The sequence below is a fragment of the Agrobacterium sp. MA01 genome (genome assembly GCF_009650195.1).
Lineage (GTDB): Bacteria > Pseudomonadota > Alphaproteobacteria > Rhizobiales > Rhizobiaceae > Allorhizobium.
This window is the reverse complement of record NZ_CP045854.1, coordinates 2,649,488-2,676,109: the sequence shown is the minus strand read 5'-3', so window position 1 is coordinate 2,676,109 and position 26,622 is coordinate 2,649,488. Positions and strand designations below refer to the sequence as shown.

The 26,622-nt window shown below is 61.8% G+C and carries 27 protein-coding genes; 9 read left to right on the top strand and 18 right to left on the bottom strand.

All coding sequences use genetic code 11. From position 1 onward, the window contains the following. Positions 1-26: 26 nt before the first annotated feature. The 4 genes from guaD to xdhC form a co-directional block, all read right to left on the bottom strand. Complete coding sequence (gene guaD, locus GH983_RS13010) at positions 27-1,343, bottom strand: guanine deaminase (RefSeq protein WP_153762608.1); 1,317 nt, start codon at positions 1,341-1,343, stop codon at positions 27-29. Further along, on the bottom strand, positions 1,343-2,575 hold the full coding sequence (gene puuD / locus GH983_RS13005; protein WP_153762607.1) for a urate hydroxylase PuuD: 1,233 nt from the start codon (positions 2,573-2,575) through the stop codon (positions 1,343-1,345). Before puuD ends, guaD begins: the two co-directional genes overlap by 1 nt. 137 nt (positions 2,576-2,712) lie before the next feature. Beyond that, positions 2,713-3,612, bottom strand: coding sequence for a LysR substrate-binding domain-containing protein (locus GH983_RS13000; RefSeq protein WP_153762606.1), 900 nt, complete (start codon positions 3,610-3,612; stop codon positions 2,713-2,715). Positions 3,613-4,016: 404 nt separating this feature from the next. After that, positions 4,017-4,817, bottom strand: a complete 801-nt coding sequence (gene xdhC, locus GH983_RS12995; protein ID WP_153762605.1) for a xanthine dehydrogenase accessory protein XdhC — start codon at positions 4,815-4,817, stop codon at positions 4,017-4,019. A gap of 127 nt (positions 4,818-4,944) precedes the next feature. Here xdhC and GH983_RS12990 point away from each other — a divergent pair, with 127 nt between their 5' ends. Beyond that, positions 4,945-5,829 (top strand): hypothetical protein, encoded by an 885-nt coding sequence (locus GH983_RS12990; RefSeq protein WP_153762604.1) that lies wholly within the window; start codon positions 4,945-4,947, stop codon positions 5,827-5,829. Positions 5,830-5,833: 4 nt separating this feature from the next. On the opposite strand, the gene xdhB is transcribed toward GH983_RS12990, so the two are convergent. From xdhB to GH983_RS12975, 3 genes are all read right to left on the bottom strand, one after another. Then, positions 5,834-8,170 carry a xanthine dehydrogenase molybdopterin binding subunit gene (gene xdhB / locus GH983_RS12985; protein ID WP_153762603.1) on the bottom strand — a complete coding sequence of 779 codons (2,337 nt, stop codon included), beginning with the start codon at positions 8,168-8,170 and terminating at the stop codon, positions 5,834-5,836. A 2-nt stretch (positions 8,171-8,172) separates the two neighbouring features. Next, on the bottom strand, positions 8,173-9,645 hold the full coding sequence (gene xdhA / locus GH983_RS12980) for a xanthine dehydrogenase small subunit (protein ID WP_153762602.1): 1,473 nt from the start codon (positions 9,643-9,645) through the stop codon (positions 8,173-8,175). A 98-nt stretch (positions 9,646-9,743) separates the two neighbouring features. Then, positions 9,744-10,517 (bottom strand): 3-hydroxybutyrate dehydrogenase, encoded by a 774-nt coding sequence (locus GH983_RS12975; protein WP_153762601.1) that lies wholly within the window; start codon positions 10,515-10,517, stop codon positions 9,744-9,746. A gap of 231 nt (positions 10,518-10,748) precedes the next feature. Here GH983_RS12975 and GH983_RS12970 point away from each other — a divergent pair, with 231 nt between their 5' ends. Together GH983_RS12970 and map are read left to right on the top strand one after the other, a co-directional pair. Continuing rightward, positions 10,749-11,795 carry an LLM class flavin-dependent oxidoreductase gene (locus tag GH983_RS12970; protein WP_054148446.1) on the top strand — a complete coding sequence of 349 codons (1,047 nt, stop codon included), beginning with the start codon at positions 10,749-10,751 and terminating at the stop codon, positions 11,793-11,795. A 41-nt stretch (positions 11,796-11,836) separates the two neighbouring features. Beyond that, positions 11,837-12,589 (top strand): type I methionyl aminopeptidase, encoded by a 753-nt coding sequence (gene map / locus GH983_RS12965; RefSeq protein ID WP_054148447.1) that lies wholly within the window; start codon positions 11,837-11,839, stop codon positions 12,587-12,589. 27 nt (positions 12,590-12,616) lie between these two features. Here the strand turns inward: map and GH983_RS12960 are convergent, their stop codons facing one another. Further along, positions 12,617-12,853 carry a hypothetical protein gene (locus tag GH983_RS12960; RefSeq protein WP_069043603.1) on the bottom strand — a complete coding sequence of 79 codons (237 nt, stop codon included), beginning with the start codon at positions 12,851-12,853 and terminating at the stop codon, positions 12,617-12,619. Between the two features lie 215 nt (positions 12,854-13,068). On the opposite strand from GH983_RS12960, the gene sbmA reads away from it, so the two are divergent. Beyond that, positions 13,069-14,349 (top strand): peptide antibiotic transporter SbmA, encoded by a 1,281-nt coding sequence (gene sbmA / locus GH983_RS12955; protein WP_054148448.1) that lies wholly within the window; start codon positions 13,069-13,071, stop codon positions 14,347-14,349. Positions 14,350-14,428: 79 nt separating this feature from the next. Here sbmA and GH983_RS12950 read toward each other — a convergent pair whose 3' ends face one another. Then, positions 14,429-14,584 carry a hypothetical protein gene (locus GH983_RS12950; protein ID WP_153762600.1) on the bottom strand — a complete coding sequence of 52 codons (156 nt, stop codon included), beginning with the start codon at positions 14,582-14,584 and terminating at the stop codon, positions 14,429-14,431. A 101-nt stretch (positions 14,585-14,685) separates the two neighbouring features. Further along, positions 14,686-15,702 (bottom strand): polysaccharide deacetylase family protein, encoded by a 1,017-nt coding sequence (locus GH983_RS12945; RefSeq protein ID WP_153762599.1) that lies wholly within the window; start codon positions 15,700-15,702, stop codon positions 14,686-14,688. A 129-nt stretch (positions 15,703-15,831) separates the two neighbouring features. Here GH983_RS12945 and GH983_RS12940 point away from each other — a divergent pair, with 129 nt between their 5' ends. The 3 genes from GH983_RS12940 (at position 15,832) to der (ending at position 18,654) form a co-directional block, all read left to right on the top strand. Continuing rightward, positions 15,832-16,410 carry an NnrU family protein gene (locus tag GH983_RS12940; RefSeq protein ID WP_153762598.1) on the top strand — a complete coding sequence of 193 codons (579 nt, stop codon included), beginning with the start codon at positions 15,832-15,834 and terminating at the stop codon, positions 16,408-16,410. Between the two features lie 110 nt (positions 16,411-16,520). Beyond that, positions 16,521-17,192, top strand: coding sequence for a tetratricopeptide repeat protein (locus GH983_RS12935; protein ID WP_153762597.1), 672 nt, complete (start codon positions 16,521-16,523; stop codon positions 17,190-17,192). Between the two features lie 40 nt (positions 17,193-17,232). Next, a complete protein-coding gene (der, locus tag GH983_RS12930) occupies positions 17,233-18,654 on the top strand; it encodes a ribosome biogenesis GTPase Der (RefSeq protein ID WP_054148452.1) in 1,422 nt (473 codons plus the stop codon). Between the two features lie 9 nt (positions 18,655-18,663). Here the strand turns inward: der and GH983_RS12925 are convergent, their stop codons facing one another. After that, positions 18,664-19,758, bottom strand: coding sequence for a glycosyltransferase family 1 protein (locus tag GH983_RS12925; protein ID WP_054148453.1), 1,095 nt, complete (start codon positions 19,756-19,758; stop codon positions 18,664-18,666). Positions 19,759-19,938: 180 nt separating this feature from the next. On the opposite strand from GH983_RS12925, the gene GH983_RS12920 reads away from it, so the two are divergent. Beyond that, a complete protein-coding gene (locus tag GH983_RS12920) occupies positions 19,939-21,600 on the top strand; it encodes an alpha-glucosidase family protein (RefSeq protein WP_153762596.1) in 1,662 nt (553 codons plus the stop codon). After that, positions 21,597-22,049 carry an aminoglycoside 6'-N-acetyltransferase gene (gene aac(6'), locus GH983_RS12915; protein ID WP_153762595.1) on the top strand — a complete coding sequence of 151 codons (453 nt, stop codon included), beginning with the start codon at positions 21,597-21,599 and terminating at the stop codon, positions 22,047-22,049. Before GH983_RS12920 ends, aac(6') begins: the two co-directional genes overlap by 4 nt. 3 nt (positions 22,050-22,052) lie before the next feature. On the opposite strand, the gene GH983_RS12910 is transcribed toward aac(6'), so the two are convergent. The 7 genes from GH983_RS12910 to GH983_RS12880 all read right to left on the bottom strand — a co-directional run bounded on the left by GH983_RS12910 (position 22,053) and on the right by GH983_RS12880 (position 26,512). Next, complete coding sequence (locus GH983_RS12910; RefSeq protein WP_054148456.1) at positions 22,053-22,844, bottom strand: ion channel; 792 nt, start codon at positions 22,842-22,844, stop codon at positions 22,053-22,055. Between the two features lie 9 nt (positions 22,845-22,853). Beyond that, positions 22,854-22,943, bottom strand: a complete 90-nt coding sequence (locus GH983_RS12905; RefSeq protein WP_371418348.1) for a type II toxin-antitoxin system YoeB family toxin — start codon at positions 22,941-22,943, stop codon at positions 22,854-22,856. Positions 22,944-22,976: 33 nt separating this feature from the next. Continuing rightward, on the bottom strand, positions 22,977-23,234 hold the full coding sequence (locus tag GH983_RS12900) for a hypothetical protein (RefSeq protein WP_153762593.1): 258 nt from the start codon (positions 23,232-23,234) through the stop codon (positions 22,977-22,979). Further along, complete coding sequence (locus GH983_RS12895) at positions 23,231-23,437, bottom strand: hypothetical protein (RefSeq protein WP_069043608.1); 207 nt, start codon at positions 23,435-23,437, stop codon at positions 23,231-23,233. The genes GH983_RS12900 and GH983_RS12895 overlap by 4 nt, the downstream gene beginning before the upstream one ends. Positions 23,438-23,487: 50 nt before the next feature. After that, the gene (gene ade / locus GH983_RS12890) at positions 23,488-25,182 is read right to left on the bottom strand and encodes an adenine deaminase (RefSeq protein WP_153762592.1); all 1,695 of its coding nucleotides are present in this window, start codon (positions 25,180-25,182) and stop codon (positions 23,488-23,490) included. A 90-nt stretch (positions 25,183-25,272) separates the two neighbouring features. Then, entirely contained in the window at positions 25,273-25,689 is a 417-nt protein-coding gene (locus GH983_RS12885; RefSeq protein ID WP_153762591.1) for a carboxymuconolactone decarboxylase family protein, read from the bottom strand. A 10-nt stretch (positions 25,690-25,699) separates the two neighbouring features. Beyond that, positions 25,700-26,512, bottom strand: a complete 813-nt coding sequence (locus tag GH983_RS12880; protein ID WP_153762590.1) for a cyclase family protein — start codon at positions 26,510-26,512, stop codon at positions 25,700-25,702. Positions 26,513-26,622 lie beyond the last annotated feature (110 nt).

The window sequence follows — 26,622 nt, the reverse complement described above, 5'->3', positions numbered from 1 at the left end:
GATCCGCACCCTCCCTCGGGGCTACTTCAAAGGCCGGATTGGGGCTTCGATGCCTTGCCGGCGACATAGGTTTCGACCACCGAACGATCGTCGCCCAGCGTTTGCAGCAGGAAGAGTTCCTCCGAAAGCGAGGTGACCGTTTCCATGCGAAGCCGCATGGCCGGGGTTGCGGCCGCATTTAGCACGACGATATCGGCATCCGTGCCTTCCTCCAGCGTGCCGATCCTGTCTGCCAGATCGAGCGCCACGGCATTGCCCAGCGTCATGTGGTAGAAGCTTTCGAGCGGGTTCATACGCTCGCCGAGCAGCTGCTGGATCTTGTAGGCCTCGTCCATGGTCTTCAGCATGGAATAGCTGGAGCCGCCGCCGATATCGGTGGCGACCGCTACGGTGACGGGCTTTTCGCGGCGCTTCATCGCCTTCAGCGGAAAGAGGCCGGAGCCGAGGAAGAGGTTGGAGGTCGGGCAGTGGACCGCGACCGCACCGCTTTCCGACATGGCATCCGCCTCTCGATCCGACAGGTGGATCGCATGGCCAAAGAGCGCCTTTTTCCGCAGCAGCCCGTAGCGGGAATAAATGTCCGTATAGTCCTTGGCGTCAGGATAGAGCTCGCAGGTATAGCGGATCTCGTCGTGGTTCTCGGACAGATGCGTCTGGATATGCAGGTCGGGGAATTCTTCCGCCAGCGTCTGCGTCATCGCCATCTGCTCGGGCGTCGAGGTGATCGCGAAACGGGGGGTGATGGCAACGTGGTTGCGGCCCTTGCCATGCCACTCATCGATCACGGCGCGCGTCTCGTCATAACCCAGCTGCGGTGTGTCGAGCAGGCCCTGAGGGGCGTTGCGGTCCATCATGACCTTGCCGCCGATCATCAGCGTGCCGCGCTTCAGGCTCTCGGCGAAGAAGGCATCGGCAGAGGCCTTGTGTACGGAGCAATAGGCAACCGCCGTGGTCGTGCCCTGGCGCAGGAATTCGTCGAAGAAGTGGGTGGCGATGCGCTCGGCATGGGCCGTTTCGACAAAGCGGCATTCCTCGGGGAACGTATAAGTATCAAGCCATTCAAGCAGATTGGCGGCATAGGAGGCGATCACCTGCATCTGCGGGAAATGCACATGGCAGTCGATCAGGCCGGGCAGGATCAGATGCGGGCGATGGTCGATTTCGGTCGCATCAGCGCCGGCCTTGGGCTTCACATCGGCATAGGCGCCGGCGCTAGCAATCTTGCCATCGCGGACCAGCAGCGCGCCGTCCTCTTCATAGAGATAGCTCTCGCGGTCGCCGGCATGCTCAGGTGCTCGGTTGAAAGAGAGGAGGCGGCCGCGGATCAGGGTCTCAGTTGTCATCATTTGCCTTCAACCGTCGTCTCGTACCAGGCGACGAGCAGCTTGCGCTCTTCGGGCGAGAGGTCGGTTATGTTTCCGGGCGGCATGGCATGGCTGCGGCCGGCCTGGAGATAGATTTCACGGGCATGGGCGGCGATCTCGCCGTCCGTCTCGAGCTTCACGTTCTTTGGTGCCCGCGCAATGCCTTCCCAGACGGGTTCGGCTGCGTGGCACATCGAACAGCGGCCCTGTACGACATCGCGCACCGCTTCGAAATGGCCGTTTGCAACAAAGGTCTGTTCACGCGTGGAAAGGCGCGCCTGTTCCTCCTCGCCCGTCAGCACCTTTGGCACCGTCGAGAGCCACATGATGACGATGAAGATCAGCACCGTGACCAGCCAGGTCCAGGTCGGCTTGCCCTTGCGGGCATGGGTGGTGTTGAACCAGTGGCGGATGGTGACGCCCATCAGGAAGACAAGGGCTGCGATGATCCAGTTGAACTCCGTGGCGAAGGCCAGCGGATAGTGGTTCGACAGCATAAAGAAGATGACGGGCAGCGTGAGGTAATTGTTGTGCAGCGAGCGCTGCTTGGCGATCACGCCGTATTTCGGATCGGGTGTGCGGCCGGCGATCAGGTCGGCGACGACGATCTTCTGATTGGGGATGATGATGAAGAAGACGTTCGCCGACATGATGGTGGCGGTAAACGCGCCCAGATGCAGGAAGGCGGCGCGACCGGTGAACACTTGCGTATAGCCCCAGGCCATGGCGATCAGCACGACATAAAGGATAGCCATCAGGCCCCAGGTGTTGCGGCCGAGCGGCGACTTGCAAAGGAGGTCATACAGGATCCAGCCGACGGCGAGCGACGCCAGCGACAGGCCAATCGCCTGCCAGGGCTCGATGTCGAGCACCGTGCGGTCGATCAGGAACAGATCGGCGCCGCCGTAATAGACCACGGCCAGCAGGGCAAAGCCCGATAGCCAGGTGGCGTAGCTTTCCCATTTGAACCAGGTCAGGTGCTCCGGCATCGAGGCGGGCGCGACCAGATATTTCTGGATATGGTAGAAGCCGCCGCCATGCACCTGCCATTCCTCGCCATAGGCGCCGACGGGCAGGCCCGGGCGCTTCACCAGGCCGAGATCAAGTGCGATGAAATAGAAGGACGAGCCGATCCAGGCGATGGCCGTGATCACATGCAGCCAGCGGACAGCAAAGTTCAGCCATTCCCAGGCGATCGCGTATTCATACATCAGAGAATTCCCCTTTCGTCCTCCCGGCCGGACAGTGTGGAAAATATTGCGCTGCAAGGGAAGCCCTCGCGAACACGGGGAGGGCCTTGAAGGGCGATTTATGCAGAGATTCTTTTCTTGCCGAGAAGTCTGTGAAATCAGGGTGCTTTTTCGGCTTCGAGCGTGGCCGTGAGCCATGTCTCGAAGGCCTTGATTTTGGGCTGGTTGCCGCGTGTCTGTGGGTAGACGAGCCAATAAGTGTTGTCGTCGGTCCAGCTGATGTCGAAGGGGCGAATCAGACGGCCCGACAACAGATCATCCTGCACATAGAACGGGCTCAGCATTGCCACACCGTGGCCGGCAAGGGCGGCACCTGCTTCGAGATCAAGCACTCCGAGGGCATCGAGCCTGCGCGCGGATTTTGGCGGTGCCTCAAGGCCTGCAAGCTGAAACCAGTAGCGCCAACGCAGATCATCATGACTGATCCATGGCAGTTTCAGAAGGTCTGCAGGCTCGTTGACCCCGCCTATCGTGTCTGCAAGCTTCGGACTGAGTATGGGCGTGTAGGCAAGCCTGATCAATTCGCGACAGGTGAGGCCAGGCCAAGGGCCCCGTCCGACTCTTATGGCGACATCGGCCGTCTGACGGTTGAAGTCCGTGAGGGTTGATCCGCGCAAGAGGCGCACGGCAATGTTGGGATGCTGCAACTGAAAGCCGCCGAGGGTGCGGGCCAGCCATTGCGACGCGAATGTGGGCGAGGAGTGGATTTCAAGGATCTCGTCGTCGCCGCGTGCTGCGCCTGACATCGCTTCCTGGAGCAAGGTGAAGGCCTCGGACACCTTTGGCAGGAGACGTTCGCCGGTGGCGGTCATTTCTATCCGGCGTGGCAAACGTAGAAAAAGCCTTTCTCCCAAATGCTCCTCCAGGAGCTTGATCTGGTAGCTGACCGCCGTCTGGGTCATGCCGAGCTCGTCGCCGGCTTTTGTGAAGCTCGACAGGCGCGCCACGGCCTCAAAGACACGAAGGGCGTTTAGCGGCAGTTGGCGCGACAGCTTCATGGATCAACTCTCTTTATCCATCGCCAGCGTAATTGAATTGGATCCGGCGGGCAATCGGCGGCACTATCTGCGCATCAGATAGAAACGAATTGATGCGCGTGGAGGCAGAGATGGTGTCCGCGATAGGACGGTTCATGCCCGGATCAGAGGGTATCAAACAATGGCTGCGGGAAACCCTCTCGCGGCGGAAACGGCGTCGGCGGTTCTCCGTAGACGCGTTGCCGGATGACCTGCGACGTGACGTGGGGTTGGAGGCCAAGGGTGACATGCAGCGTCGGCTGGAAGAGTCACATAGGCTGCTGCTCGATCGCATGCGGTCCGGGGCCCTGTGAATGGAAAGTCAATGGATAGAGCAGGTTGGCACGCAATTCTGCAGATGTGATTCCGCTTGTTCGGATATCGCTTCAGGGGAGCAACACAGCAAGCAATTCGGCCGCCACCATCGCTGCAATCACCGCCGGACGCTTGTCTTTCACCGTGCTGCCACCAATTGGCAGGACAAGCCGGCCGATTGCCGCCCGGCCAGTTCCCTCTCGCTCCAGGAAGGAGGCAAAGGTGGCGCGCTTGGTCTTTGAGCCGATCATGCCGACATATGCGAGGTCGGTACGACCGAGCGCTTCCTTTGCGATCAGGAAATCCAATGCATGGTCGTGGGTGAGGATGACGGCGGCACCGCCGGTTTTCAACTTCGCGACCTCCGCCTCCGGCATTGCGACGCGGCGGAAGGCGATGCCTTCGGGTACGTCGCCATCGATCTGCGGTCGCGAGTCAATCAGTGTGACGTTCAGCGGGAGAGGGGCGAGTGCCCGGGCTAGCGCGAGGCCGACATGGCCAGCGCCGAAGACCATGACTTCGGGGAAATGCGCCCGCTCTCCGGCGAGGCGTTGCAACAGTGCCTCCCGGACGGCCGGATCGATCCTGCGGAGGGACAGACGTACCCGCCCGCCGCAGCACTGGCCGATTTCAGGGCCGAGCGGCACATCCAGCTCGGTTTGCGCCGTTTCACCCGCCATTACCCTGCGGGCGCAGTCGATGGCCATGAACTCCAGATAGCCGCCTCCGATCGTGCCCCAGAGTGCTGTTTCGGCCACCAGCATCAACGTGCCGGCCTCGCGCGGCGTCGAGCCTTTGGCCTCGACGACTTCGACGAGAATGGCGTCAGGATGGGAGACGAGGAAGGCGGGGAGGGTGGCGACAGTGATCATGGGCTGATCCTAGCACCAGGCAGTGGGAACTGGACAGCGGGGCTTCGGGTTTAATCCACCAAGGTTTAAGCACGCCCGTAACATGTCAGCCGTGTTATGGTTCGGCATGAGAGGCTTGGGAGCGGGAATGACCAGAACCAAAGGCTTGATCGTCTGGCTGCTTGTGGCGGCTTTCGCCGGGGCGCTATTCCTCGTCAATCCGCTGGCGGATGTCGCCGCTCGGTTCAGCCGCGACGTCACGCTCGGTAGCGGCGCGCTCTACACGACCTTGCGGGTTGCGAACTCGGTGATGAGCGTGGCCCGCGATGCCGATGTTACCGGCGGGGTGGGCGTCGCCTCCGTTACCGCGAGCCCCGGCCAGTTGCTGCAGCCCGTGATCAACACAATCGAGCGGATGGTCGACCTGCTGTTCGGGCTTGCCATCGTCTCCGGCATCCTGTCGTTGGTGCTGGTGCCCGTTGCGAAGGTTGCCTCCATCGGCCTTGCGGCCTGCGCGCTGTTTTGTGCCGGCATGACGCTGACCGCCCGGCGGGTACCGCCGATGCTGGAGCGCCTGACGCGGTCGGTCATGGTGCTTGGTGTCCTCGGCGCCGTTCTGTTGCCGGCATCCTATACAATCGCCTTCTATGCCGGCGATGCGATCACGGATCGGGCCTGGACCCATGCGACCGAGGTTTTCGATCAAATGCGCGGTCAGCATGCAGCGGTGGGCCTTGATGACGAGGCCGCAGGAATGGCTGGCGCCCTTACACCCACCGATCGGATCCCGCCGGCAGAGGACGGCATGTTTGACCGTCTCGGCACGGCATTCACGGGCACCCTGCAGGCCGCTTCCGACATGGCGGCCACGGCGGCAGCGAATGCGCAGATCATCCGCGATGGCGTCGCGATCTCGACGGATCTGTTTGCCGCCTCGATCGGCATTGCAACGGCCTATCTGGTCAAGCTGCTCGTGCTGCCGATCCTGATCCTGGCAGCCATGCTCTACCTGATGCGATCCGCGCTGCGCTGAGCTTTCACGCCCGCTTCAACCTTTCCACGGCCATCAGTACCCGCTCCGGAGTCGCAGGCGCATCCAGCCTCGGGCAAACACGGTAATCCGCAACCGAGGCCACCGCCATCGACAGCGCCTCCAGGACCGAGATCGCCAGCATGAACGGTGGCTCGCCGACGGCCTTGGAGCGTCCGATGGTGGGCTCGGCGTTCTCAGACCAAGGCACCAGCCGCGTGTTGAAGATCTTCGGCCGGTCGGAGGCGAGCGGGATCTTGTAGGTCGAGGGGGCATGGGTCCTCAAGCGTCCCTTGCCGTCCCACCACAACTCTTCCGTCGTCAGCCAACCCATGCCCTGCACGAAGCCACCTTCGATCTGGCCGATGTCGATGATCGGGTTCAGCGACTTGCCGACATCATGCAAAATGTCGGTGCGGTCCATCAGATATTCGCCCGTCAACGTATCGATCGAGACTTCCGTGCAGGCGGCGCCATAGGCGTAGTAGTAGAAGGGCGTGCCGCGACCGGCAGCCCGGTCCCAGTGGATCTTCGGTGTCTTGTAGAAGCCGGCCGCAGACAGCTGGACGCGACCGAAATAGGCCTGCTTGACGAAATCGCCGAAGGTGAAAATCTGGTCGCCAACGCGCACGCGGTTGGGAAGGAACTCGACCTCGGAGGCTGGCACGCCGTATTTCTCAGCGGCGAATGCGACCAGGCGTTCCTTGATCTGGCGGGCGGCGTCCCAGGCTGCCATGCCGTTCAGGTCGGAACCGGACGATGCGGCGGTGGCCGAGGTGTTGGGTACCTTGGCGGTCGTCGTTGCGGTGATCTTCACCGTGTCGACATCGACCTGGAAACAGTCGGCAACGACCTGGGCGACCTTGGTATAGAGGCCCTGGCCCATTTCGGTGCCGCCATGGTTCAGATGGATCGAGCCGTCCTGATAGATATGCACCAGCGCGCCCGCCTGGTTGAAGGCGGTCATGGTGAAAGAGATGCCGAATTTCACCGGGGTGAGGGCAATGCCCTTCTTGATGACCGGGCTCGTTTTGTTGAAGTCGATGATCGCCTGGCGGCGCGCCTGGTAGTCGCAGGAGTTTTCCAGCTCCTCGACGACCTTCAGGATAATGTTGTCTTCCACCTGCTGGTGGTAGGGGGTCACGTCTCGGCCGGATCCCTTCTCGCCGTAGAAATTGGCCTTGCGGACCTCGAGCGGGTCCTTGCCCAGCGCATAGGCGATCTCCTCGATCACCCGTTCGGCCCCGAGCATGCCCTGCGGCCCGCCGAAGCCGCGATAGGCGGTGTTAGAGACGGTGTGGGTCTTCAAGGGCTGCGAGGTCAGCTTCACATGCGGATAGAAATAGCTCGAATCGGCATGGAAGAGCGCGCGGTCGGTGACAGGGCCGGAGAGGTCGGAGGAATAGCCGCAGCGGGCGGCGAAGTTGGCCTCGATCGCATGGATCTTTCCGTCATCATCGAAAGCGACGTCGAAATCCATCTTGAAGTCGTGGCGCTTGCCGGTGACGCCCATGTCCTCGTCGCGGTCGGGGCGGAATTTCACCGCGCGCTTCAGCTTCTTGGCAGCAAGTGCCGCGAGCGCCGCAAACTGGTTGCCCTGCGTCTCCTTGCCACCAAAGCCGCCGCCCATGCGGCGTGTGTTTACGGTGATGGCGTTCGACGGGATATCGAGCACATGGCCGACGATGTGCTGGATTTCCGAGGGGTGCTGGGTCGAGGACCAGACGGTGACATCGTCGTCCTCGCCGGGAATGGCGAGCGCGATATGGCTTTCGAGGTAGAAATGCTCCTGGCCGCCGATGCGCATCGAGCTATGGATGCGGTGTGGCGCCTTGTCGAGCTCGGTCTCCGGCGTGCCGCGCTTCAGTGTCATGCCCGGGGTAACGAGCGGGCTGCCATTGTCCAGCGCACCGTCGATATCGGTCCAGAAGGGCAGGTCGCGATATTCCACCTTGGCGAGGCGGGCGGCCTTGCGGGCTGCGTCGCGGGTCTCGGCGATGACAGCGAAGATGGTTTGGCCGTGGAATTCGATTTTGTCGGTCGCAATCAGCGGCTCGTCGTGGCGGCCGCCGGAGGAGACATCGTTGACGCCGGTGATGTCGTCGGCCGTCAGCACGCAGACGACGCCGGGATGGGATTTCACCGCCGAAAGATCGATCGATAGGATCTCCGCATGGGCGCGATCCGCCATGCCGAGTGCGCCATGCAGGAGGCCTGATGGTTCGGGAATATCGTCGATATATTCGGCACTTCCGGCGACATGTTTGTGCGCTGAATCATGCCTCAGCGACTGGTGCATCGGCCCCTTGATGTATTTCGTCGTCTCGTAGGTCGCCTTATCCATGATCACGCCTCCTCCGTCGCGAAGCGCTGCAGTTCCTGCGGGGTGCCCGAGACTTCCAGGAAGAAGCGGGTGAGCAGGTTCTTCGCCGTCAGCTGGCGATATTCGGCTGTTGCGCGCCAGTCGGTGAGCGGCTTGTAGTCGACATCGAAGGCATCGCGTGCGGCTTCCACGGTCGCTTGCGTAAAGGGCTTGCCGTAAAGGGCTGCCTCGACGGCGCGGGCGCGCTTCGGCGTTGCCGCCATGCCGCCGAAGGCGATGCGGATATGGGTCACGGTACCGGCCGTATCCGCTTCCACATGGAAGGCGCCGCAGAGGGCCGAGATGTCCTCGTCGCGGCGCTTGGAGATCTTGTAGACGGCGACGTGACTCGAAGCTTTCGGGCGGGGCACAAACATGCTTTCGACGAATTCGCCCGACTGGCGGTCCTGCTTGCCGTAGTCGATGAAATAGTCCTCGAGAGGCATGGTGCGGGTGCCGGAGGCCGAGCGTAGCGTGACGGTGGCGGAAAGCGCGATGAGGGCTGGCGGACTATCGCCGATCGGCGAGCCGTTGGCGATGTTGCCGCCAATGGTGCCCATGTTGCGAACCTGCTGGCCGCCGATGCGCTCGATCAGGCGACCGAATGCGGGGATCTCTTTTCTCAAGACGTCCAGAGCGCTGGAGTAGCTGACGCCGGCGCCCATTGTTATGCCTTCGGGCGTGACGGTGATCTTCTGCAGGTCTTCCATGTGGTTGATGAAAACGACCGGGTCGAGCACCCGCATCTGCTTGGTCACCCAGAGACCGACATCGGTCGCACCGGCAACCACTGTCGCCTTGGGATGGGCGGCGAGCGTTTCGGCCAGACCTTCGACGCTGCCGGGCACGACGAGGCGCCGGCCATCGGGGCCTGTGATCGCGATCGTCTCGCGGGTCGCAAGTTCTTCCAGCCTCGCGATGATGTTGGCGCGCTCGCGTTCCAGCGGGTCGAAGAGGGCGGACGGGCGGATCTGGCCGACCTGTTCGGCCGCCTTGACGATCGGCTCATAACCCGTGCAGCGACAGAGATTGCCCTGCAGTGCACGTTCGATCTCGGCACGGCTGGGGTTCTCCGAGGTCAGCCAAAGCCCGTAGAGCGACATGACGAAGCCCGGCGTGCAGAAGCCGCATTGCGAGCCATGACAGTCGACCATGGCCTGCTGAACCGGGTGCAGCGTGCCGTCCTTTGCCGCCAAGTGTTCGACCGTCACCACATGGGTGGCGTGCAGCGAGCCGACGAAGCGGATGCAGGCATTGACCGTCTCATAACTCAACTTGCCGCCGACCAGCCGGCCGACCAGCACCGTGCAGGCGCCACAGTCGCCCTCGGCGCAGCCCTCCTTGGAGCCCGTCAGCCTGCGCTTCAGGCGCAGGAAATCGAGCAGTGTCTCGGTCGGGTCGAGGCTTGCAAGAGCGATGTCTTCGCCGTTCAGGATGAAACGAATGCGGTCTGCCATGTATGTCTTTTGTCCCCCTCGAGACGTCCATTCTGTGGACGTCGGCGCTGCGCCGACCATGTTGCCAATGGTGGGCGGCGCAGCGTTATCTTTCAAGTCTATTGTGCGGTCCAGCCACCGTCGATGGAGATCGAGGTGCCGGTGATCTGGCGGGCAGCGTCGCTGGCCAGGAAGATGGCGGTCTGAGCGACCTCGTCGATCGAAACGAATTCCTTGGTTGCCTGCAGGCGCAGCATGACCTCGGTCTTCACCTGTTCTTCGGAGATGCCGCGAGCCTTGGCCGTATCGGGGATCTGCTTTTCCACAAGCGGTGTCAGCACGTAACCCGGGCAGATCGCATTGATGGTGATGCCGAACTCGGCGACTTCGAGCGCGACCGACTTCGTCAGCCCAAGAATGCCGTGCTTTGCTGCCACATAAGCGGACTTGTAGGGCGAGGCGACGAGGCCGTGTGCCGAGGCGATGTTGATGATGCGGCCTTTTTTCTTCGCCTTCATGCCGGGGACGACCGCGCGCACCGTGTGGAAGGAACTGGTCAGGTTGATCGCGATGATCTGGTCCCATTTTTCGATCGGGAAATCCTCGACCGGGGAGACATGCTGAATGCCGGCATTGTTGACGAGCACATCGACGCCGCCAAAAGTCTTCTCGGCGGTGGCGATCAGGTCGGCGATCTCGGCCGGCTTGGTCATATCGCCGCCATGGTAGAGCGCATTGCCGCCATGCGCTTCCAGAGACTTGCGGGCCTTCTCGATTTCGGCGGCGTCGCCGAAGCCGTTGATCACGACATTGGCCCCCTCAGCGGCAAAGGCATGGGCGATTCCAAGGCCGATTCCACTGGTGGAGCCGGTAATGACAACAGTTCTTTTCATGTGAATGCTTCCTTCTCGACGGATGCCGATGGATCACGGGCGTGATGTTGCGCCCGCGAAGGGAAAGGTTAGTCCTAAAGGAAGTTCCGGCGCAACGACCTTTTGACGCAGCCGACGCCGTTCATCGCTGCAGAGCAATTGCGGGGAGACACACTGTTCGATGGCGGGCCCTTTTGTGTGCAGCCGCAAATCTCTATGTCTGAGCCAACACACGCAATCAGGAGTCTTCCCGTGGAACTCGGACTTTACACCTTTGCCGATGTCGACCCAAATGCCGCCAACAAGGGGGCCGATGCCAAGCGCCGTGTCGACGAGCTTCTGGCGGAAATCCGGCTGGCGGACGAGGTCGGTCTCGATGTCTTTGGCTTGGGCGAACATCACCGTCCGGACTATATGGCGTCCTCGCCGGCGACGATCCTCGCGGCTGCTGCGGTGCAGACAAAGAACATCCGGCTGACCAGCGCCGTCTCGGTTCTCTCCTCGGACGATCCGGTGCGTGTTTTCCAGCAATATGCGACGGTCGATCTGCTCTCCAACGGTCGGACCGAGATGATGGTCGGTCGCGGGTCCTTCATCGAGAGCTTTCCGCTTTTTGGTTACGACCTTGAAGACTACGACCTGCTGTTTGCTGAAAAGCTGCAGCTGCTCATGGAAATCCGTGAAAACGAGGTGGTGACCTGGGAAGGCCAGACCCGCAAGCCGCTTCAAGCGCGGGGCGTCTATCCCCGTCCGCTGCAGGATCTGCTGCCGCTGTGGATCGCAATCGGCGGCACGCCCCAGTCGGCAGCGCGCGCCGGTTATCTCGGCCTGCCGCTCGGCCTTGCCATCATCGGCGGCGAGCCGCATCGCTTTGCGCCGTTCTTCGATCTCTATCGTCAGAGTGCCGCCAAGGCCGGTGTCGATCCGAAGCAGTTGAAGACCAGCATCAACGTGCATGGTTTCATCCACGACACGACCGAATCTGCGGCCGACATTTTCTACGCGCCGCAGGCGGTGGTGATGGACCGGATCGGCCGCGAGCGCGGCTGGGGTCCGACCAACCGGGCGCAGTTCGATGCCTCGCGCGGCCCGCGTGGAGCGCTCTTCGTCGGCGATCCGGAAGCCGTTGCCGAAAAGATCGTCGCCATGCACGGCATCTTCAAGAATGACCGGTTCCTGATGCAGATGGCGATCGGGCCGATGCCGCATAAGGAACTGATGCGCGGGATCGAACTCTTCGGAACAAAAGTCGCACCGCTGGTTCGGAAAGCGTTGACGGAGACAGCGTCTGCCGCCTAAGGCAGCGCTTATCCCCGTCGAAGAGCCGTTGAAGGAACGCCATGATCGTTGAAACCGAAGAGGACCTGTCGCGTCTCAAAGACATCGGATGGATCTGTGCAACGGCAGTCAAGACGATGGCTGCAGCGCTTGAACCGGGTATCACGACGCGTGAACTCGATCTGATCGGGCGCAAGGTGCTCGAGGACAATGGCGCCCAGTCTGCGCCTGAGCTTTGCTACCAGTTTCCCGGTGCGACCTGCATCTCGGTCAATGAAGAGATCGCCCATGGCATTCCGGGCGACCGGGTGATCAAGGCCGGCGATCTCGTCAACATTGATGTGTCGGGCGAAAAGCTCGGCTATTTCGGCGATACCGGCTCGTCCTTCATCGTGCCACCAGGCACAGCCAAGCAGGAACGGTTGCTGCGCGACGGAAAGCGGGCGCTTTGGGTGGGCTTGAACCAGGTAAAGACCGGCCGTCCGCTCGCCGATATCGGCAATTCGATCGGCGCCTTTGCCAAGAAGAACCGCTACACGCTGATTACCAATCTTGCGAGCCACGGCGTCGGCCGCTCGTTGCATGAGGAACCAACAGAGCTTTCGACCTGGCCGGATCCGGATGAGACGCGGATCATGGAGGAGGGGCTTGTGTTTACCGTCGAGCCGTTTCTCTCGCTCGGCGGACAATGGGCCGAGGACGGCGACAAGGACAACTGGACGCTCTACAGCGAGCCACGCGCGCCGACCGTGCAGTTCGAACACACGATCGTGGTGACCAAGAATGGTCCACTGGTTTTGACGCTCGCCGACTAGGGCGAGCGCCTTGGCTTCTGTTCCGTCTTAATCGGCCTTCGAAAAGGCGACGGCGACGCCCTTCTTCTTGAAATAGGACTGCATGATCTTGCGGCCCTGACGGTTCGACTGCGCGAGCTTGGACGGTTCAAACACGGCTTCCTTGACGCCTTCCTTCGCCATCGCGGCCTTCAGGGCGGCAATGTGAAGATCGATCTCTTCGTTGTCGTTGTTGATCGAGGTGTAGATGTTGTCGATGGCCTGCTGCAGGCTGAGATCGCTCATGTGGCACTCCTGAATAAGCTTTGCGACTTCCCTAGCGATTTTTGGGCAGGAGGCAAGAAAAGCTTGAGACCGCATCACCTAACGCCAACCTTACAGACCCTTAATTTTGGCGGGGGTAATTCTGCCACAATTTGGCGATGCCATTGCTGGGCGGAACCTTCTGCCCTAGGTTCCGCCAGGCTCTACAGGACTTCTCCCACACGAAGGTTTTCCGCGTGTTTCACTCCTTCTTTCCGCAGCCCAAGCTGTTCTTCACCTCAGCCGCTGTCTGGACGCTCGTCTGCATCATCGTCTGGTATACCGTCGGCCCGCAGATCGGCGCCGCGATCGGCTTGCCGCCGCTGGCAGAAGGGCAGCAGCCGCCCGTCGGGCTCGCCTTCTTCTTTACGCCCGACAACCTCTGGTTCTACCTGTACTTCACTATTTTCGTGGTGATGTTCGGTGGTGTCTGGCAGGTCCTCGCCAAGGATCATCCCTGGACGAAATGGTCGATCTGGGGATCGGCCTTCATCATCTTCATTGCCTATTTCAGCGTGCAGATCTCGGTGGCGGTCAACAACTGGCGGGGCCCCTTCTTCGATCTCTTCCAGAAGGCGCTCAACGGCGACGGTACGGTCACTGCCGGCCAGCTCTACGAGTTGCAGCTGCGCTTCCTCGAAATCGGCATGGTCGGCGTCACGCTTTCCGTCTTTACCGCCTTCTTCACCAACCATTACGTCTTCCGCTGGCGCAATGCGATGAACGACTATTACCTGTCGAAGTGGGACCAGTTGCGCCACATCGAAGGCGCCTCGCAGCGTGTGCAGGAAGACACGATGCGTTTTGCCAATATCCTGGAAGGCCTCGGTGTTGCGCTGATCAACTCGGTCATGACGCTGGTCGTCTTTCTGCCGATTCTCTTCCGCATGTCGGAGAATGTCACAGAACTGCCGATCATTGGGGCCGTGCCGCATGCGCTGTTCTGGCTGGCGATCTTCTGGTCGCTGTTCGGCACGGTGCTGCTGATGGTGGCCGGCATCAAGCTGCCGGGCCTGCAGTTCCGCAACCAGCGCGTTGAAGCCGCCTTCCGCAAGGAGCTGGTCTATGGCGAAGACAATGCCGAGCGTGCGCAACCTGTCACCGTGCGCGAGCTCTTCACGAACGTGCGGCGCAACTACTTCCGCATGTATTGGCACTACACCTATTTCAACGTCGCACGCTTCACCTATGGTCAGCTCGACGCGATCTTCCTGACCTTCATCCTGATCCCGACCATCGTCGCCGGCAAGATTACCATGGGTGTCTGGCAGCAGATCGCCACCGCTTTCGGCCAGGTGACGGACAGCTTCCAGTATCTTGTCAGCTACTGGTCGACGATTATCGAACTGCTTTCGATCCACAAGCGTCTCGCCGCCTTCGAGGCCGCCATCGATGGTGCCCCACTGCCGGCGATCGACCAGCGCTACCTCGAGCGCGAGGCAGAAGAGGGCGAGATTGCCGCAGATCGGCCCTACTGAGACCGAGCCAACGCGACCAAGTTGCAAAGGCCGCGCCGGGAAACCGGTGCGGCCTTTGTGTTTGCGATGAAGGAGGTCGTTAGCCGAAGTTCGGCGACACGGAAACCGGCGAGGTGAAGCCCGCAGGCACGGCGGCATAGGCTTCCGGTTGGGTGAACAGCGACAGACCTATGGCGACAGCGCCGATGGTGGCGGCTATCACGCAGGCGCAGGCAAGGAGGAACAGGATTTTCATGGATTTCCCCGAGATGTTTGCCCCGGCATATCGGGTCTGTCAGCCGCGAAGTAAATGCGTCACGCGATCACATGCCGATCACATGACGATCACGGGGGGTATCACATGGCGCCGGGTGCCGCCGCCGGATTGGTCCGGCCCTCCAGCATGTCGAGCGCTTCGGCATAGGTAACGCAGGCGACATCGGGCAGGGGACAGACCTCCGTTACCAGTCGTTCCATCGCGATCCAGTAGGCGCCACCGTTCATCTCGACGAAATGCAGGCCGATCTGCAGGGGAATGCGCTCGCCGTCATACTGCCGGTCGAAGGCGCCACGGAAGGCCTGGTAGCTGCGCTCGGCGAATTCGTTTGCCTTTGACGGGTGGTCGATTCCGGCGGAATGGCGGATGAAGAGATTGTAGTCCATGGCGATGATGCGTCGCTCCCTCGGACCCTCCGGAATCAACGGCAGGCCGAAACGGGCCAGTCCGCCTTTTTCGACCGGCAGTGTCGGGTCGTGGGTGACGATGCTTGCATCATAACGGAAGCCGTGTTCGCGCAAGGCCTGAAACAGGCTCTCGGGTGCCGAGAGATAGGGTGCGCGGAAACCTGTGATGTCATTGTCAACGAAGTCTGCCCAGCCATCCGGCTCGCGATCGGCAAAGCCGTTATCCCTCCACGCATTCGCCAGAACCCGGTCGAAGGCGTCGAACTCCGTCAGCCATTCCGCCTTGCTCCAGTCCTTGCCGTCGAAATGGCCGCAGGTATGGCTGGCGATCTCATGGCCTTCGTCGCGCGCTTTCCAGATGTGGTCGAGCCGGTTGCCGACTTCCTCCGCGCTCATGGCAAAGCCGATATTCGAGCGCCCCGCCTTGATGCCTGGCGCTTTGTAGTCGCTGGCACGGGCGCGCGGGATCAGGGTGGTGCAGGAGAGGAAATAGGTGAATTTCGCATTGGCACGCTTTGCGATATCGCGGCTGCGCGCCCAGAGCCTGTTGTCATGCGCACCGTCGAAGGAGACGAGCAGCAGTTGTTTCGGCCTCTGTTCATCCGCGCCTTTTGCCGCAGGGGCGGGCGCTTCGGCGAGCGCGGTGGTCGCCATTGCGGCGAGGGAAATGGCAATCAGGCTACGAAACATCAACAACTACCCGGCAATCAACAGGGTTCGTTGCCTCCCATCCAAATGCGGCGAAGCTTTGAACGCTCTGGAAATTCGATCGCCGGACCATTAAGGCTTTGGGCAACTCGACCTGAAAGGTTCTGACCCATGACGCTTCTCATTCTCGGCATCATCCTGTTTCTGGCTACCCATCTCATCCGCGTCGTCGCGCCCGGTTTCCGGATGTCGATGATCGACCGCTTCGGCGAGACGGGCTGGCGGGTGATCAATTCGGTGATGAGCCTCGTGTCACTCGTCGTCTTGATCTGGGGCTATGCCACGGCCCCTGTCGTCAATTTGTGGTTCCCGCCGATGGGCATGAACCACCTTACGACGACGCTGATGCTGTTTGCGATGATCTGTCTGGTGGCCGGTTTTCTGCCGGCCGGACATATCGCCACCAAGACCAAGCACCCGATCGTGCTGTCCATCAAGATCTGGGCCGCCGCTCACCTGCTCGCCAATGGCGATCTCGCATCCGTGCTGTTGTTCGTCGCGCTTCTGGCCTGGGGCGTCGTCCTGCGCATCAGCTACAAGCGCCGTGTGCGGGCGGGTGAACTGGTGCTCAAGCCCTTCGTCTCGGCGCGCTTCGATGCGATTGCCGTGGTCGGTGGCATCGTCGCTTGGGCCGTCATCACCATGTGGCTGCACAAACTGTTGATCGGTGTTGCGCCGCTCACCATGTGACGGCTTAAGGCTGTTGGCGGTTTTCCCCTTACAAGCGGGCAAAAATCGGCTAGAAGGCCGCTCACGCATGATAGACTGCATCGAAAGGCCGGCGACGTCCGGGAGTATGAATGGTTGACCAGAACGACAGCTTTATCCGCGAAGTGAACGAGGAGCTTCGCTCCGACCAGGTGCGCAATGCCTGGAAGCGCTACAGCCGCTGGATCATCGGTGTCGCCGTCGTCATCGTGCTTGGCACGGCCGGTCATCGCCTCTGGACGCATTGGGACAGCACCCAGGCCTCGGATGCCGGCGACAAGTTCCTCGCGGCGCTCAATCTGGCTGACCAGGGCAAGCGCGACGAGGCGGAAGCGGCACTCCAGGCGCTGGAGCAGGAGGGCTACGGCGCCTATGGCGTGCTCGCCCGTTTCCGTGGCGCCTCTGTTCTGGCCGAAAAGGGTGACCCGGCCGGCGCCATTGCCTCCTTCAAGACGATTGGCGACGATGCCTCGATCCCGGAGGCCGTGCGCAACACGGCGAAGGTTCGCGCCGCATGGTTGCTAGTGGATACGGGCTCTTACGAGGATGTCTCGGCGGTCGTCGAGGCGATGGCAACGCCGACCAATGCCATGCGCCACGCTGCCCGCGAAGCGCTGGGCCTCTCCGCATACAAGGCCGGTGACATGGTCCGTGCCCGCGAATGGTTCGAACAGATCAGTGAAGATGCGGAAACCCCGCGCAATGTCGCCAACCGCGCCCAGATGCTGCTCGACAACATCAAGGCCTCCGGCAAGGCGCCGTAACAACGACAAGGCCTCTTAAGGCCGGAAAGCTAGCGTTCCCATGAGTTTCACAGTCGCCATCGTCGGGCGCCCGAATGTCGGCAAGTCCACGCTCTTCAACCGCCTCGTCGGTAAGAAGCTTGCGCTGGTCGACGACACCCCGGGTGTGACCCGCGACCGCCGTCCGGGCGATGCCAAGCTTGTGGATCTGCGCTTCACCATCATCGATACTGCCGGTCTCGAAGAGGCCGGCGCCGACACGCTCGAAGGCCGCATGCGCGCCCAGACGGAAATGGCAATCGACGAGGCGGATCTGTCACTCTTCGTGGTCGACGCCAAGTTCGGCCTGACGCCCGTCGACCAGACGCTCGCCGAAATGCTGCGCCGTCGTGGCAAGCCGGTGGTGCTCGTTGCCAACAAGTCGGAAGCACGCGGATCCGATTCAGGCTTCTATGACGCCTATACGCTCGGCCTCGGCGAACCGGTGCCGATCTCGGCTGAACATGGCCAGGGCATGATCGACCTGCGCGACGCCATCGTCGAAGCGATCGGCGAGGATCGCGCCTTCCCCGAGCCCGACGACGAGGCGGAAACCGATGTCGTCCTGACCGAGGGTGAGGGCGAGGAAGACGAAGAGTTCGAACCCGAATACGACGACACCAAGCCGCTGCGCGTCGCGATCGTCGGTCGTCCGAATGCCGGCAAGTCGACGCTGATCAACCGCTTCCTCGGCGAAGATCGTCTGCTGACCGGGCCTGAGGCCGGCATCACACGCGATTCGATCTCGGTGGAATGGGACTGGCGCGGCCGCACCATCAAGATGTTCGACACCGCCGGCATGCGCAAGAAGGCGCGCGTGCAGGAAAAGCTCGAGAAGCTCTCGGTCGCCGACACGCTGCGCGCCGTCCGTTTCGCCGAGACCGTCGTGATCGTCTTCGATGCGACCATTCCCTTCGAAAAGCAGGACATCCAGATCGTCGATTTCGTGCTCCGCGAAGGTCGTGCCGCCGTGCTTGCCTTCAACAAGTGGGATCTCGTCGAAGATACGCAGGCGGTCCTGGCCGACTTGCGTGAAAAGACCGAGCGGCTTCTGCCGCAGGCCCGCGGCATCCGCGCCGTGCCGATGTCCGGCCAGACCGGCTACGGCCTCGACAAGCTGATGCAGAACATCGTCGACACCGACAAGGTGTGGAACAAGCGCATCTCGACGGCCAAGCTCAATCGCTGGCTGGATAGTGTCACGACCCAGCATCCGCCACCGGCCGTTTCCGGCCGCCGCCTGAAGCTGAAATACATGACGCAGGTCAAGGCTCGTCCGCCGGCGTTCATGATTTCCTGCACGCGCCCCGACGCGCTGCCGGAAAGCTATGTGCGCTATCTGACCAATGGTCTGCGCGCCGATTTCGATATGCCGGGCGTGCCGATCCGCATCCACTTCAAGGCGGGCGAGAACCCGTTCGAGGGCCGTAAGCGGCGCCGCTGATCGGCAGTCTCACTCGGTTGCGGGTGCCTGATAGCTGTCCGCGTCTTGCGGGCGGATCCCGAAGCGCTGCCTGAGACCACGCCTGCGGCGCTGCTCTTTCGCTTCCACGACATTGTCGAAAAACTGCTGAGTGGCCGCTTCCCAGGAATAGGTCTCGGCCAGCCGTCGTGCGGCCTGGGGCGAGGCCTGAAGGGCCGCGATACAGGCGATTTGCAGGTCGCGATCCATGGCGCCGGCATTGGAGCCGGACGGTATGATGTCGACGGGGCCGGTCACGGGATAACCGGCGACGGGGACGCCGGAGGCCAGCGCTTCGAGGATGGTGTTGCCAAAGGTGTCGGTCTTCGAGGGGAAGACGAAGACATCGGCTTCGGCATAGGCTCGGGCGAGATCCTCGCCATGTTTCATGCCGGTGAAATGCACGTCGGGATAGCGCGCCTGAAGGTCGGCACGGGCAGGGCCGTCACCCACCACCACCTTGGATCCCGGCAGGTCGAGATCGAGAAAGGCCGGCAGGTTTTTTTCCACCGCGACGCGACCGACCGTCATGAAGATCGGACGGGGCAGGCCGAAAGGTTTTTCAGATTTTTCGCGGGGGTAAAACAGGCTAGTATCGATGCCACGGCTCCAGAGGCAAAGATTGTTGAGACCCTGTGCTGCCAGTTCCCGTCTGAGGCTTTCGGTCGCCACCATGCAGGCGCCGCCGCGATTGTGAAACCAGCGGACATAGGCATAGAGCCAGGAAAGCGGCACCGGCAGACGGGCCGCTACATATTCCGGAAAGCGCGTGTGATAGGTCGTCGAGAAGGCACGCTTGTGCTTGAGGCACCAGCGACGGGCCATCAGGCCGAGCGGGCCCTCTGTGGCGATGTGAATGTAGTCGGGCTGCTGCTCTTCCAGCATCCGGCCGATGCGGCGCGGTGTGACGAGCGACAGGCGGATCTCAGGATAGGTTGGCATTGGGGCGCTGCGGAAGGGTGCCGGCGTGATCATCGAGACCTCGACGCCCATCTTCTGCAGTTCGCGATTGGTGGTCTCGATCGAGCGGACAACGCCATTGACCTGAGGGTGCCAGGCATCGGTCACGATGGTCAGTCTCGGCATGGCGTGTCCGCCCTCATCCGAACGGCCGCCGGAGCGGCGATTCACCCTCTGAAGCTCTGACCGCCTTATGCGGGTCCAATATTACAGTCTGATGTCAGTCGAAGAAGGGGTGTTTGACATCGGTCTCCGAACCCGATTCCCTAGGCGCGACCTGACGATTCCCGCTCAAAGGATCCGCCCATGACGAAGTCACCCGCTCAATCCCCCCGATCCAATGCGGCCGACTGGTGGCGGGGCGCCGTCATCTACCAGGTCTATCCGCGCTCCTTCCAGGATACGGATGGCGACGGCATCGGTGACATCAAGGGCATCATCGAGCGACTGCCCTACATCGCCTCGCTCGGCGTCGATGCCATCTGGCTCTCGCCTTTCTTCACGTCGCCCCAGGCCGACATGGGATACGACGTGTCGGATTATTGCGACGTCGACCCGATGTTCGGCACGCTTGCCGATTTCGACGCGATGATGAAGGAGGCGAAGCGGCTTGGGCTCAAGGTGATCATCGACCAGGTGATCTCGCACACGTCCGATCAGCACCCCTGGTTCAAGGAAAGCCGCGCGAGCCGGGATAATCCGAAGGCCGACTGGTATGTCTGGGCGGCCGCCAAACCCGATGGTACCGCGCCGAATAACTGGCTCTCGGTCTTCGGTGGCCCCGCCTGGGAGTGGGACGGGGTGCGCAAGCAATATTACATGCACAACTTCCTCGCCTCGCAGCCTGATCTCAACTTCCACAACAAGGAGGTCCAGGATGCCGTGCTCGACGCGGTAAGGTTCTGGCTCGATCGTGGGGTCGACGGCTTCCGGCTCGACACGGTCAATTATTACTTCCACGACAAGGAACTGCGCGACAACCCTCCGCATGTGCCCGACAGCGAGGATGCCGGGCTCGATGCGCCCGACGTCAATCCTTATGGCATGCAGAGCCATCTCTATGACAAGACGCAGCCTGAGAATATCGAGTTCCTCAAGCGCTTCCGAGCATTGCTCGACCAGTATCCGGACCGCACGACCGTGGGCGAAGTTGGCGATGGCGCCCGTTCCCTGAAGACTGTCGCCGCCTACACCTCCGGCGGCGACAAGCTGCACATGTGCTACACCTTCGACCTTCTGGGGCCAGACTTCACGCCGAGCCATATCCGCCACTGCGTCGAGAGTTTCCAGAAACAGGTGAAGGACGGCTGGGTCTGCTGGGCCTTTTCCAACCACGACGTTACGCGGCATGTGAGCCGTTTCGTCCAGCAGCCGCAGGAACGGGAGGCTGTGGCGCGGCTCGCCATATCAGTGCTTTCGGCTCTCCGCGGCTCCATCTGCCTCTATCAGGGCGAGGAGCTTGGCCTGCCCGAGGCAGAGCTTGCCTTCGAGGATCTGCGCGATCCCTATGGCATCCGCTTCTGGCCTGCCTTCAAGGGGCGGGATGGATGCCGCACGCCGATGGTCTGGGAGAAGGGCAAGACGCAGGCCGGCTTTTCCACGGGCAAGCCATGGCTTCCGGTGCCGGCGGAGCATCAGGCGCTTTCGGTCGATGTGCAGGAGAGGAACGGCGGCTCGGTGCTCCCCCACTACCGGGCGACGCTTGCCTTCCGCAAAAGCCATCCGGCGCTGATCGACGGGGACATGGAGTTTCTGGCGACCAATGAGGATGTGCTGGCCTTCATTCGCTCTAAGGGCGACGACCGGCTGCTCTTCGTCTTCAATCTCCGCCGGGGCCCGCAGGAGATCGGCTTGCCTAAGGGGCATGGCGTGCGCGAGGTGTTTCCGATGCCCGGTCTGACCGGCTCGGTAGTCGACGGAGAGATCCGCCTCGGGCCGCTGGATGGCATTTGCGCGCGATTGTCATGACCGGGTTTCGGGTTCGGCGAGCGACAGAAGAGGATCTCGACGCTTGGGCATCCCTTCGCCATCAGCTCTGGCCGCATCTGTCGCTTGAGGGACACCGGACGGAAATCGTCGATGCGCTGGCACAGCCGGAGAAGCTTGTCGCCTTCCTTTGTGTGAGTGCCACCGGCAACGCAATCGGGCTAGCCGAGGCCAGTGTGCGGTCGGACCATGTCAATGGCTGCGAGACTTCGCCGGTGGCCTTCCTGGAGGGCATTGTGGTGGACCCGTCTTTCCGTCGGCAAGGCGTGGCGGCGAGCCTCGTCGCGGCCGTTACAGATTGGGCGAAGGATGAAGGCCTGAGCGAACTCGCTTCCGATGCCGAGATCCACAATACCGTCTCCCATGCCATGCATGCGGCACTGGGCTTCGAAGAGACCCAGCGGGTCGTCTGTTTCCGCAAGTCGCTTTGACGATCAGACGGCGCCGTCATCGGGAATGTTGAGCACATGGCCGCAGGCCTTGCAGTGCACGGCGTCCACGTCGTGTCGCTGAAGCCCGCATTGCGGGCAGGGGAAGGTCACCTTGTTGGGGCGGACGATCGCCTGGGCGAGCCGCACGAAGAGCGAGATACCGATGATCATGGTGACGATCGACGTCAACTTGCCGAAGGTGCCGGGCAGCGTGATGTCACCGAAACCCGTCGTCGTCACGGTCGCCACGGTGAAATACATCGCATCAATGAAGCCGGTGCCGGGATCTTCGCGATAGAAAAAGAAGGTGTAGACGAAGCCGGTTACCAGAAAGAGGAAGACGAAGAGATTGATGAAGGCGGTGACGACATCCGTCTGCTCCTTCAGGCCAAGCCGGTTCAGCATCAGTTTGAAGACCGGTCGCTGGGCGACGGCCCAGATGCGCGCCACGCGCAGGAAGGCGAAGTTGAACAGCCATTGCGGGAAGAGCAGCGTGCCCAGCACGAAAAGATCGATCCAGGTCATCGGCCGCATCAGGAAGCGGCGCGTCGACCAGGACGCCGACCATTGGGCAATCAGCTCCACCGCGATCCAGGCGGCAATCATGTAGTCGAGGATCAGGTAACTCGGACGATCACGCAGATAGGGTCCGGCGAGAAAGAAGCCGATGATCGCGATGTCGATCACCATCAGCGTGAACTGGAAGCGGATCGCGGCGGTATCGCGGCCGTAGTAGAGGCGAACGAGGCGCTGGCGGAACGGCTTGATTCGATTGCCTTCAGTCTCGGATACCATGGGCCCTCGTCAGTAATGGTAGCGGCATTGCAGGACGACCAGCGTCTGGTCTTCTCCCATGCCGACAACGGCGTAGACGACCCTGTGTTCCTGGGTCATGCGGCGGGACCACATGCCTCCAGCACACAGCGATCATCGAGTGATCAGTTTATCGTAATCCGCATGAGAGCCGATCCAGAACCAGATCCAGTCCTCGCTCGACCGGACGGCAAGCGCCCGATGTCCAATGCCGACCCTCGCCGACCAGACCTTGCCGATCTGCTTGAAGTGCAGAGATGGATTCTGGGGATCGGCCTTCAGGCGATCGAAGTTACGGTCGGCGAGTTTGCGAACCGCTTCTGGAAGAGGGTTGTCACAAGCCCAGAACTCCGGTGTCGTGTGGTGATTCACAGCGGCCGCGTTCGCGCACCCGCGTGAGATGCCAATGCCAACGCGCCCTCGATGAGTTTGTCCAGTTGTCCTGCTGCCGAATCGTGTTCGATCTCTCGATCCCAGCGCTCGGCGCGCAGTTCTTCCACCGAGGCCGCAAAGGTGTCGAACTCCTCAGGCGACAGTTCGCGGACCATTTCTACAAGACGTTCGAGACGTGTCATGGCTTCATCCTCGCTTCAAACATAAGGCTTCTATGGTCCGCTGCCAATCCTCACCCGATCAGGCAGAACTTGTCGACATCGACCATGCCCTTGTCGGAAATCTTCAGATGCGGGATCACCGGCAGTGGCAGGAAGGCGACCTGGAGGAAGGGTTCTTCGAGTTGCGTTCCAAGGGCATAGGCGGCTTGTCTCAAGTGATGCAGCGTGTCGCGCACGCTCTCATAGGGCTCGAGGCTCATCAGGCCGGCGACGGGCAGCGGGATCTCGCCGGTGACCTTGCCGTCTTCCACCACGACGAAGCCGCCCTTGATTTCGCCGAGCCTGTTGGCGGCGAGCGCCATGTCCTCTTCTGAGACGCCGACGACGCAGATGTTGTGGCTGTCATGGCCGACGGTCGAGGCGATGGCGCCCTTCTTCAGGCCGAACCCCTGAACGAAGCCATTGGCGTGGTTGCCGTTCTTGCCGTGACGCTCGATGACGGCGACCTTGATCACGTCATTTTCGAGATCGACGGATGTCTGGTTGCCCGAGGTCGGCAGGCGGTAGCGGCGGTGTTCAGTGATGATCTTGCCGGGTATGACGCCGATCACGGGTGTTTCGCCCTCTGCGACCGGCACGCCGAAGTCCGCAGGCTTCACTTCCCGTGCCTTGACGCTGTCGAGCCCGACGGGGGCGACCGGCTTGCGGGTGGCGAAGAGGGCGTCTGTCACACGGCGGCCGCCGGCAAACACCATCTCGGCCTTGCAGTTTTCGAGGCTGTCGATGACCACGAGATCGGCCCGCCAGCCCGGTGCCACGAGGCCTCTATCGCGAAGTCCGAAAGCGCGGGCGGCCGAAATCGAGGCGGCGCGGTAGACGGCGATGGGATCCACGCCGTGTCTGATTGCTTCGCGGATGAGATAGTCGAGATGGCCCTGCTCGGCGATATCGAGCGGGTTGCGGTCGTCGGTGCAGAGCGCCAGGAAGGGCGACAGCCGCTCGGTGAGGATCGGCATCAGCGCGTGCAGGTCTTTCGAGACCGAGCCCTCGCGCACAAGGATATGCATGCCCTTGCGGATCTTCTCCATGGCTTCCGCAGCACTCGTGCATTCGTGGTCGGTGCGGATGCGGGCAGAGAGATAGCCGTTCAGGTCGCGGCCCGACAAGAGCGGCGAATGACCGTCGATATGGCCGTCCTGGAAGGCTTCGAGCTTCGCCATGCAGATCGGATCCTTGTGGATCACGCCCGGAAAATTCATGAATTCCGCAAGCCCGATCACCTTCGGATGATCGCGGAAGGGCAGGAGCCTTTCGATCGGCAGGTCGGCACCCGACGTTTCCAGATGTGTCGCCGGTACGCAGGACGAAAGCTGGACGCGGATGTCCATGATCGTCTGCTCTGCGGAATCCAGGAAGAACTGGATGCCCTCGGTGCCCAGCACATTGGCGATCTCGTGCGGGTCGCAGATCACGGTCGTCACGCCATAGGGCAGTACGCAACGGTCGAATTCATGCGGCGTGACCAGCGAGCTTTCGATATGCAGATGGGTATCGATGAAACCGGGCACGACGATCTTGCCGGTGATGTCTATGACCTCGCGGCCTTCATAATCCTCGACGGTTCCGACAATTGTCTCGCCTGATATCGCGATGTCGGAGGCAACCAGTTCGCCGGTGACCAGATCGAAGAAGCGCCCACCCTTCAACACGAGATCCGCCGGCTGGCGGCCGGTCCCCTGATCGATGCGGCGTTCGAGGTCGGTCATGCAGCGTCTCCGATTCTGTTGTTCCCGGCACTGTAGCGACTGGGACGGGTAGAGGGAAAGGGCCGCGATCTCGATCTGCGACGCTGATCCTCAATCACCCTTGCTGGCGGAATGAGCCTCAAACCGCTCATCCACCGGCACGCCGAGCGCCACCGCCAGCGCATTGGTACGGCTTGCCATGGCAACGACCTGCAGGAGTTCGGCATGCATTTCGGGCGTCATGCCCTTGGACTTTGCGGAGGCGGTGTGGCTGTGAACGCAATAGGCGCAGCCATTGGTCGCTGACACCGCGATGTAGATCAGTTCCTTGACCAGCGGGTCGAGGGCGCCGGGCGCCATCACTGTCTGCAGCCGGTCCCAGACGGATTTGAGTTCGTCCGGATCATGGGCGAGCGCCCGCCAGAAGTTGTTGACGTAATCGGTGCCGCGTTTTGTTCTGATATCGTTGAAGACGGCGAGCGCTTCCGCGCTCGCCTGCTCGTCGCTGAGGAGAGGGAGGACAGCCATGTGGTCGTCCTCAAATCAGCGCGAGGACGCGGGCCGGCCCACCGGTGCCGCGCTTGTGCTTCGGCGCGCCGACCATGATCGTCGCTCCGGTGACCGGAAGCTCCTCCAGATTGTTCAGGCATTCAATGCCGTAGCGCCCGCCCGGCAGCCAGCTGTTGTGCACGGCGAAGTCGGCCGAATTGCCCGGATCGAGCGACAGCGAATCGACGCCGATTGCCGCCACGTCGAGCGTGGCTAGCAGGTCGGTCGCCGACTTGCCGAAACCGGGGAAAGCGAACTTGCCTTCACCGTCGTTGCGGAAGGCGGGTTCACTCACCTTCTTCGCCCAACCGGAGCGAAGTGCCACGACCGCGCCCCGAGGGATCTCGCCATTGGCGCTGATCCAGGCCTCGACGTCTGCCGCCTCGACAGTCGCATTGGCGTCTTCTTTGGCGCGGTCTGTGATGTCGATGATCGCGAGTGGGGCCACAAGTTGTTGTGGTTCGATCTGGTCGACGCTCTTGCCGTCGGCGCTGAAATGGAAGGGGGCGTCGATATGGGTGCCCGTGTGCTCGAAGATCGTCAGCTTGTGAAGCTGGTAGCCGTTACCCTCAAATTCGACCGCCCATTCATATTCGATGCCCGGGTTGCCGTCGAAGGTCGGGAAGGTCTCGTCATAGGCGTGGGTCAGGTCCACCACCTTGCTCGGGCTCTGCTGCGCCAGAACCGGCCTGGAAACTCCGCCGGCGGCGACGGCCGCGCCCGCAAAGGCCATGCCCTTGAACAGCGAGCGCCGCGACAGCATGTTCTGCTTCACATTCTCGATAACGCAATGATTGCACATTGGGGTTGCCCTCTCCACGGTTGGTAACCCGTGGAGAGTAGCCGAAGGATGGCAGCGAGCAAGAGGTGTCTCGGGCGCTGGTCTCGAAGCGCAGTCAAGGGAATTTCCCG

Coding starts and splice junctions, on each gene's coding strand:
- map (WP_054148447.1), top strand. CDS start 11,837: ATGATCGTTGAAACCGAAGAGGACCTGTCGCGTCTCAAAGACATCGGA.
- GH983_RS12975 (WP_153762601.1), bottom strand. CDS start 10,517: ATGAAAAGAACTGTTGTCATTACCGGCTCCACCAGTGGAATCGGCCTT.
- GH983_RS12950 (WP_153762600.1), bottom strand. CDS start 14,584: ATGAAAATCCTGTTCCTCCTTGCCTGCGCCTGCGTGATAGCCGCCACC.
- der (WP_054148452.1), top strand. CDS start 17,233: ATGAGTTTCACAGTCGCCATCGTCGGGCGCCCGAATGTCGGCAAGTCC.
- GH983_RS12885 (WP_153762591.1), bottom strand. CDS start 25,689: ATGGCTGTCCTCCCTCTCCTCAGCGACGAGCAGGCGAGCGCGGAAGCG.
- GH983_RS12925 (WP_054148453.1), bottom strand. CDS start 19,758: ATGCCGAGACTGACCATCGTGACCGATGCCTGGCACCCTCAGGTCAAT.
- GH983_RS12935 (WP_153762597.1), top strand. CDS start 16,521: ATGGTTGACCAGAACGACAGCTTTATCCGCGAAGTGAACGAGGAGCTT.
- GH983_RS12905 (WP_371418348.1), bottom strand. CDS start 22,943: ATGACCCAGGAACACAGGGTCGTCTACGCCGTTGTCGGCATGGGAGAA.
- xdhB (WP_153762603.1), bottom strand. CDS start 8,170: ATGGATAAGGCGACCTACGAGACGACGAAATACATCAAGGGGCCGATG.
- GH983_RS12940 (WP_153762598.1), top strand. CDS start 15,832: ATGACGCTTCTCATTCTCGGCATCATCCTGTTTCTGGCTACCCATCTC.
- puuD (WP_153762607.1), bottom strand. CDS start 2,575: ATGTATGAATACGCGATCGCCTGGGAATGGCTGAACTTTGCTGTCCGC.
- GH983_RS12880 (WP_153762590.1), bottom strand. CDS start 26,512: ATGTGCAATCATTGCGTTATCGAGAATGTGAAGCAGAACATGCTGTCG.
- GH983_RS12960 (WP_069043603.1), bottom strand. CDS start 12,853: ATGAGCGATCTCAGCCTGCAGCAGGCCATCGACAACATCTACACCTCG.
- GH983_RS12895 (WP_069043608.1), bottom strand. CDS start 23,437: ATGACACGTCTCGAACGTCTTGTAGAAATGGTCCGCGAACTGTCGCCT.
- xdhA (WP_153762602.1), bottom strand. CDS start 9,645: ATGGCAGACCGCATTCGTTTCATCCTGAACGGCGAAGACATCGCTCTT.
- GH983_RS12945 (WP_153762599.1), bottom strand. CDS start 15,702: ATGTTTCGTAGCCTGATTGCCATTTCCCTCGCCGCAATGGCGACCACC.
- GH983_RS12920 (WP_153762596.1), top strand. CDS start 19,939: ATGACGAAGTCACCCGCTCAATCCCCCCGATCCAATGCGGCCGACTGG.
- guaD (WP_153762608.1), bottom strand. CDS start 1,343: ATGACAACTGAGACCCTGATCCGCGGCCGCCTCCTCTCTTTCAACCGA.
- GH983_RS12990 (WP_153762604.1), top strand. CDS start 4,945: ATGACCAGAACCAAAGGCTTGATCGTCTGGCTGCTTGTGGCGGCTTTC.
- xdhC (WP_153762605.1), bottom strand. CDS start 4,817: ATGATCACTGTCGCCACCCTCCCCGCCTTCCTCGTCTCCCATCCTGAC.
- GH983_RS13000 (WP_153762606.1), bottom strand. CDS start 3,612: ATGAAGCTGTCGCGCCAACTGCCGCTAAACGCCCTTCGTGTCTTTGAG.
- ade (WP_153762592.1), bottom strand. CDS start 25,182: ATGACCGACCTCGAACGCCGCATCGATCAGGGGACCGGCCGCCAGCCG.
- GH983_RS12910 (WP_054148456.1), bottom strand. CDS start 22,844: ATGGTATCCGAGACTGAAGGCAATCGAATCAAGCCGTTCCGCCAGCGC.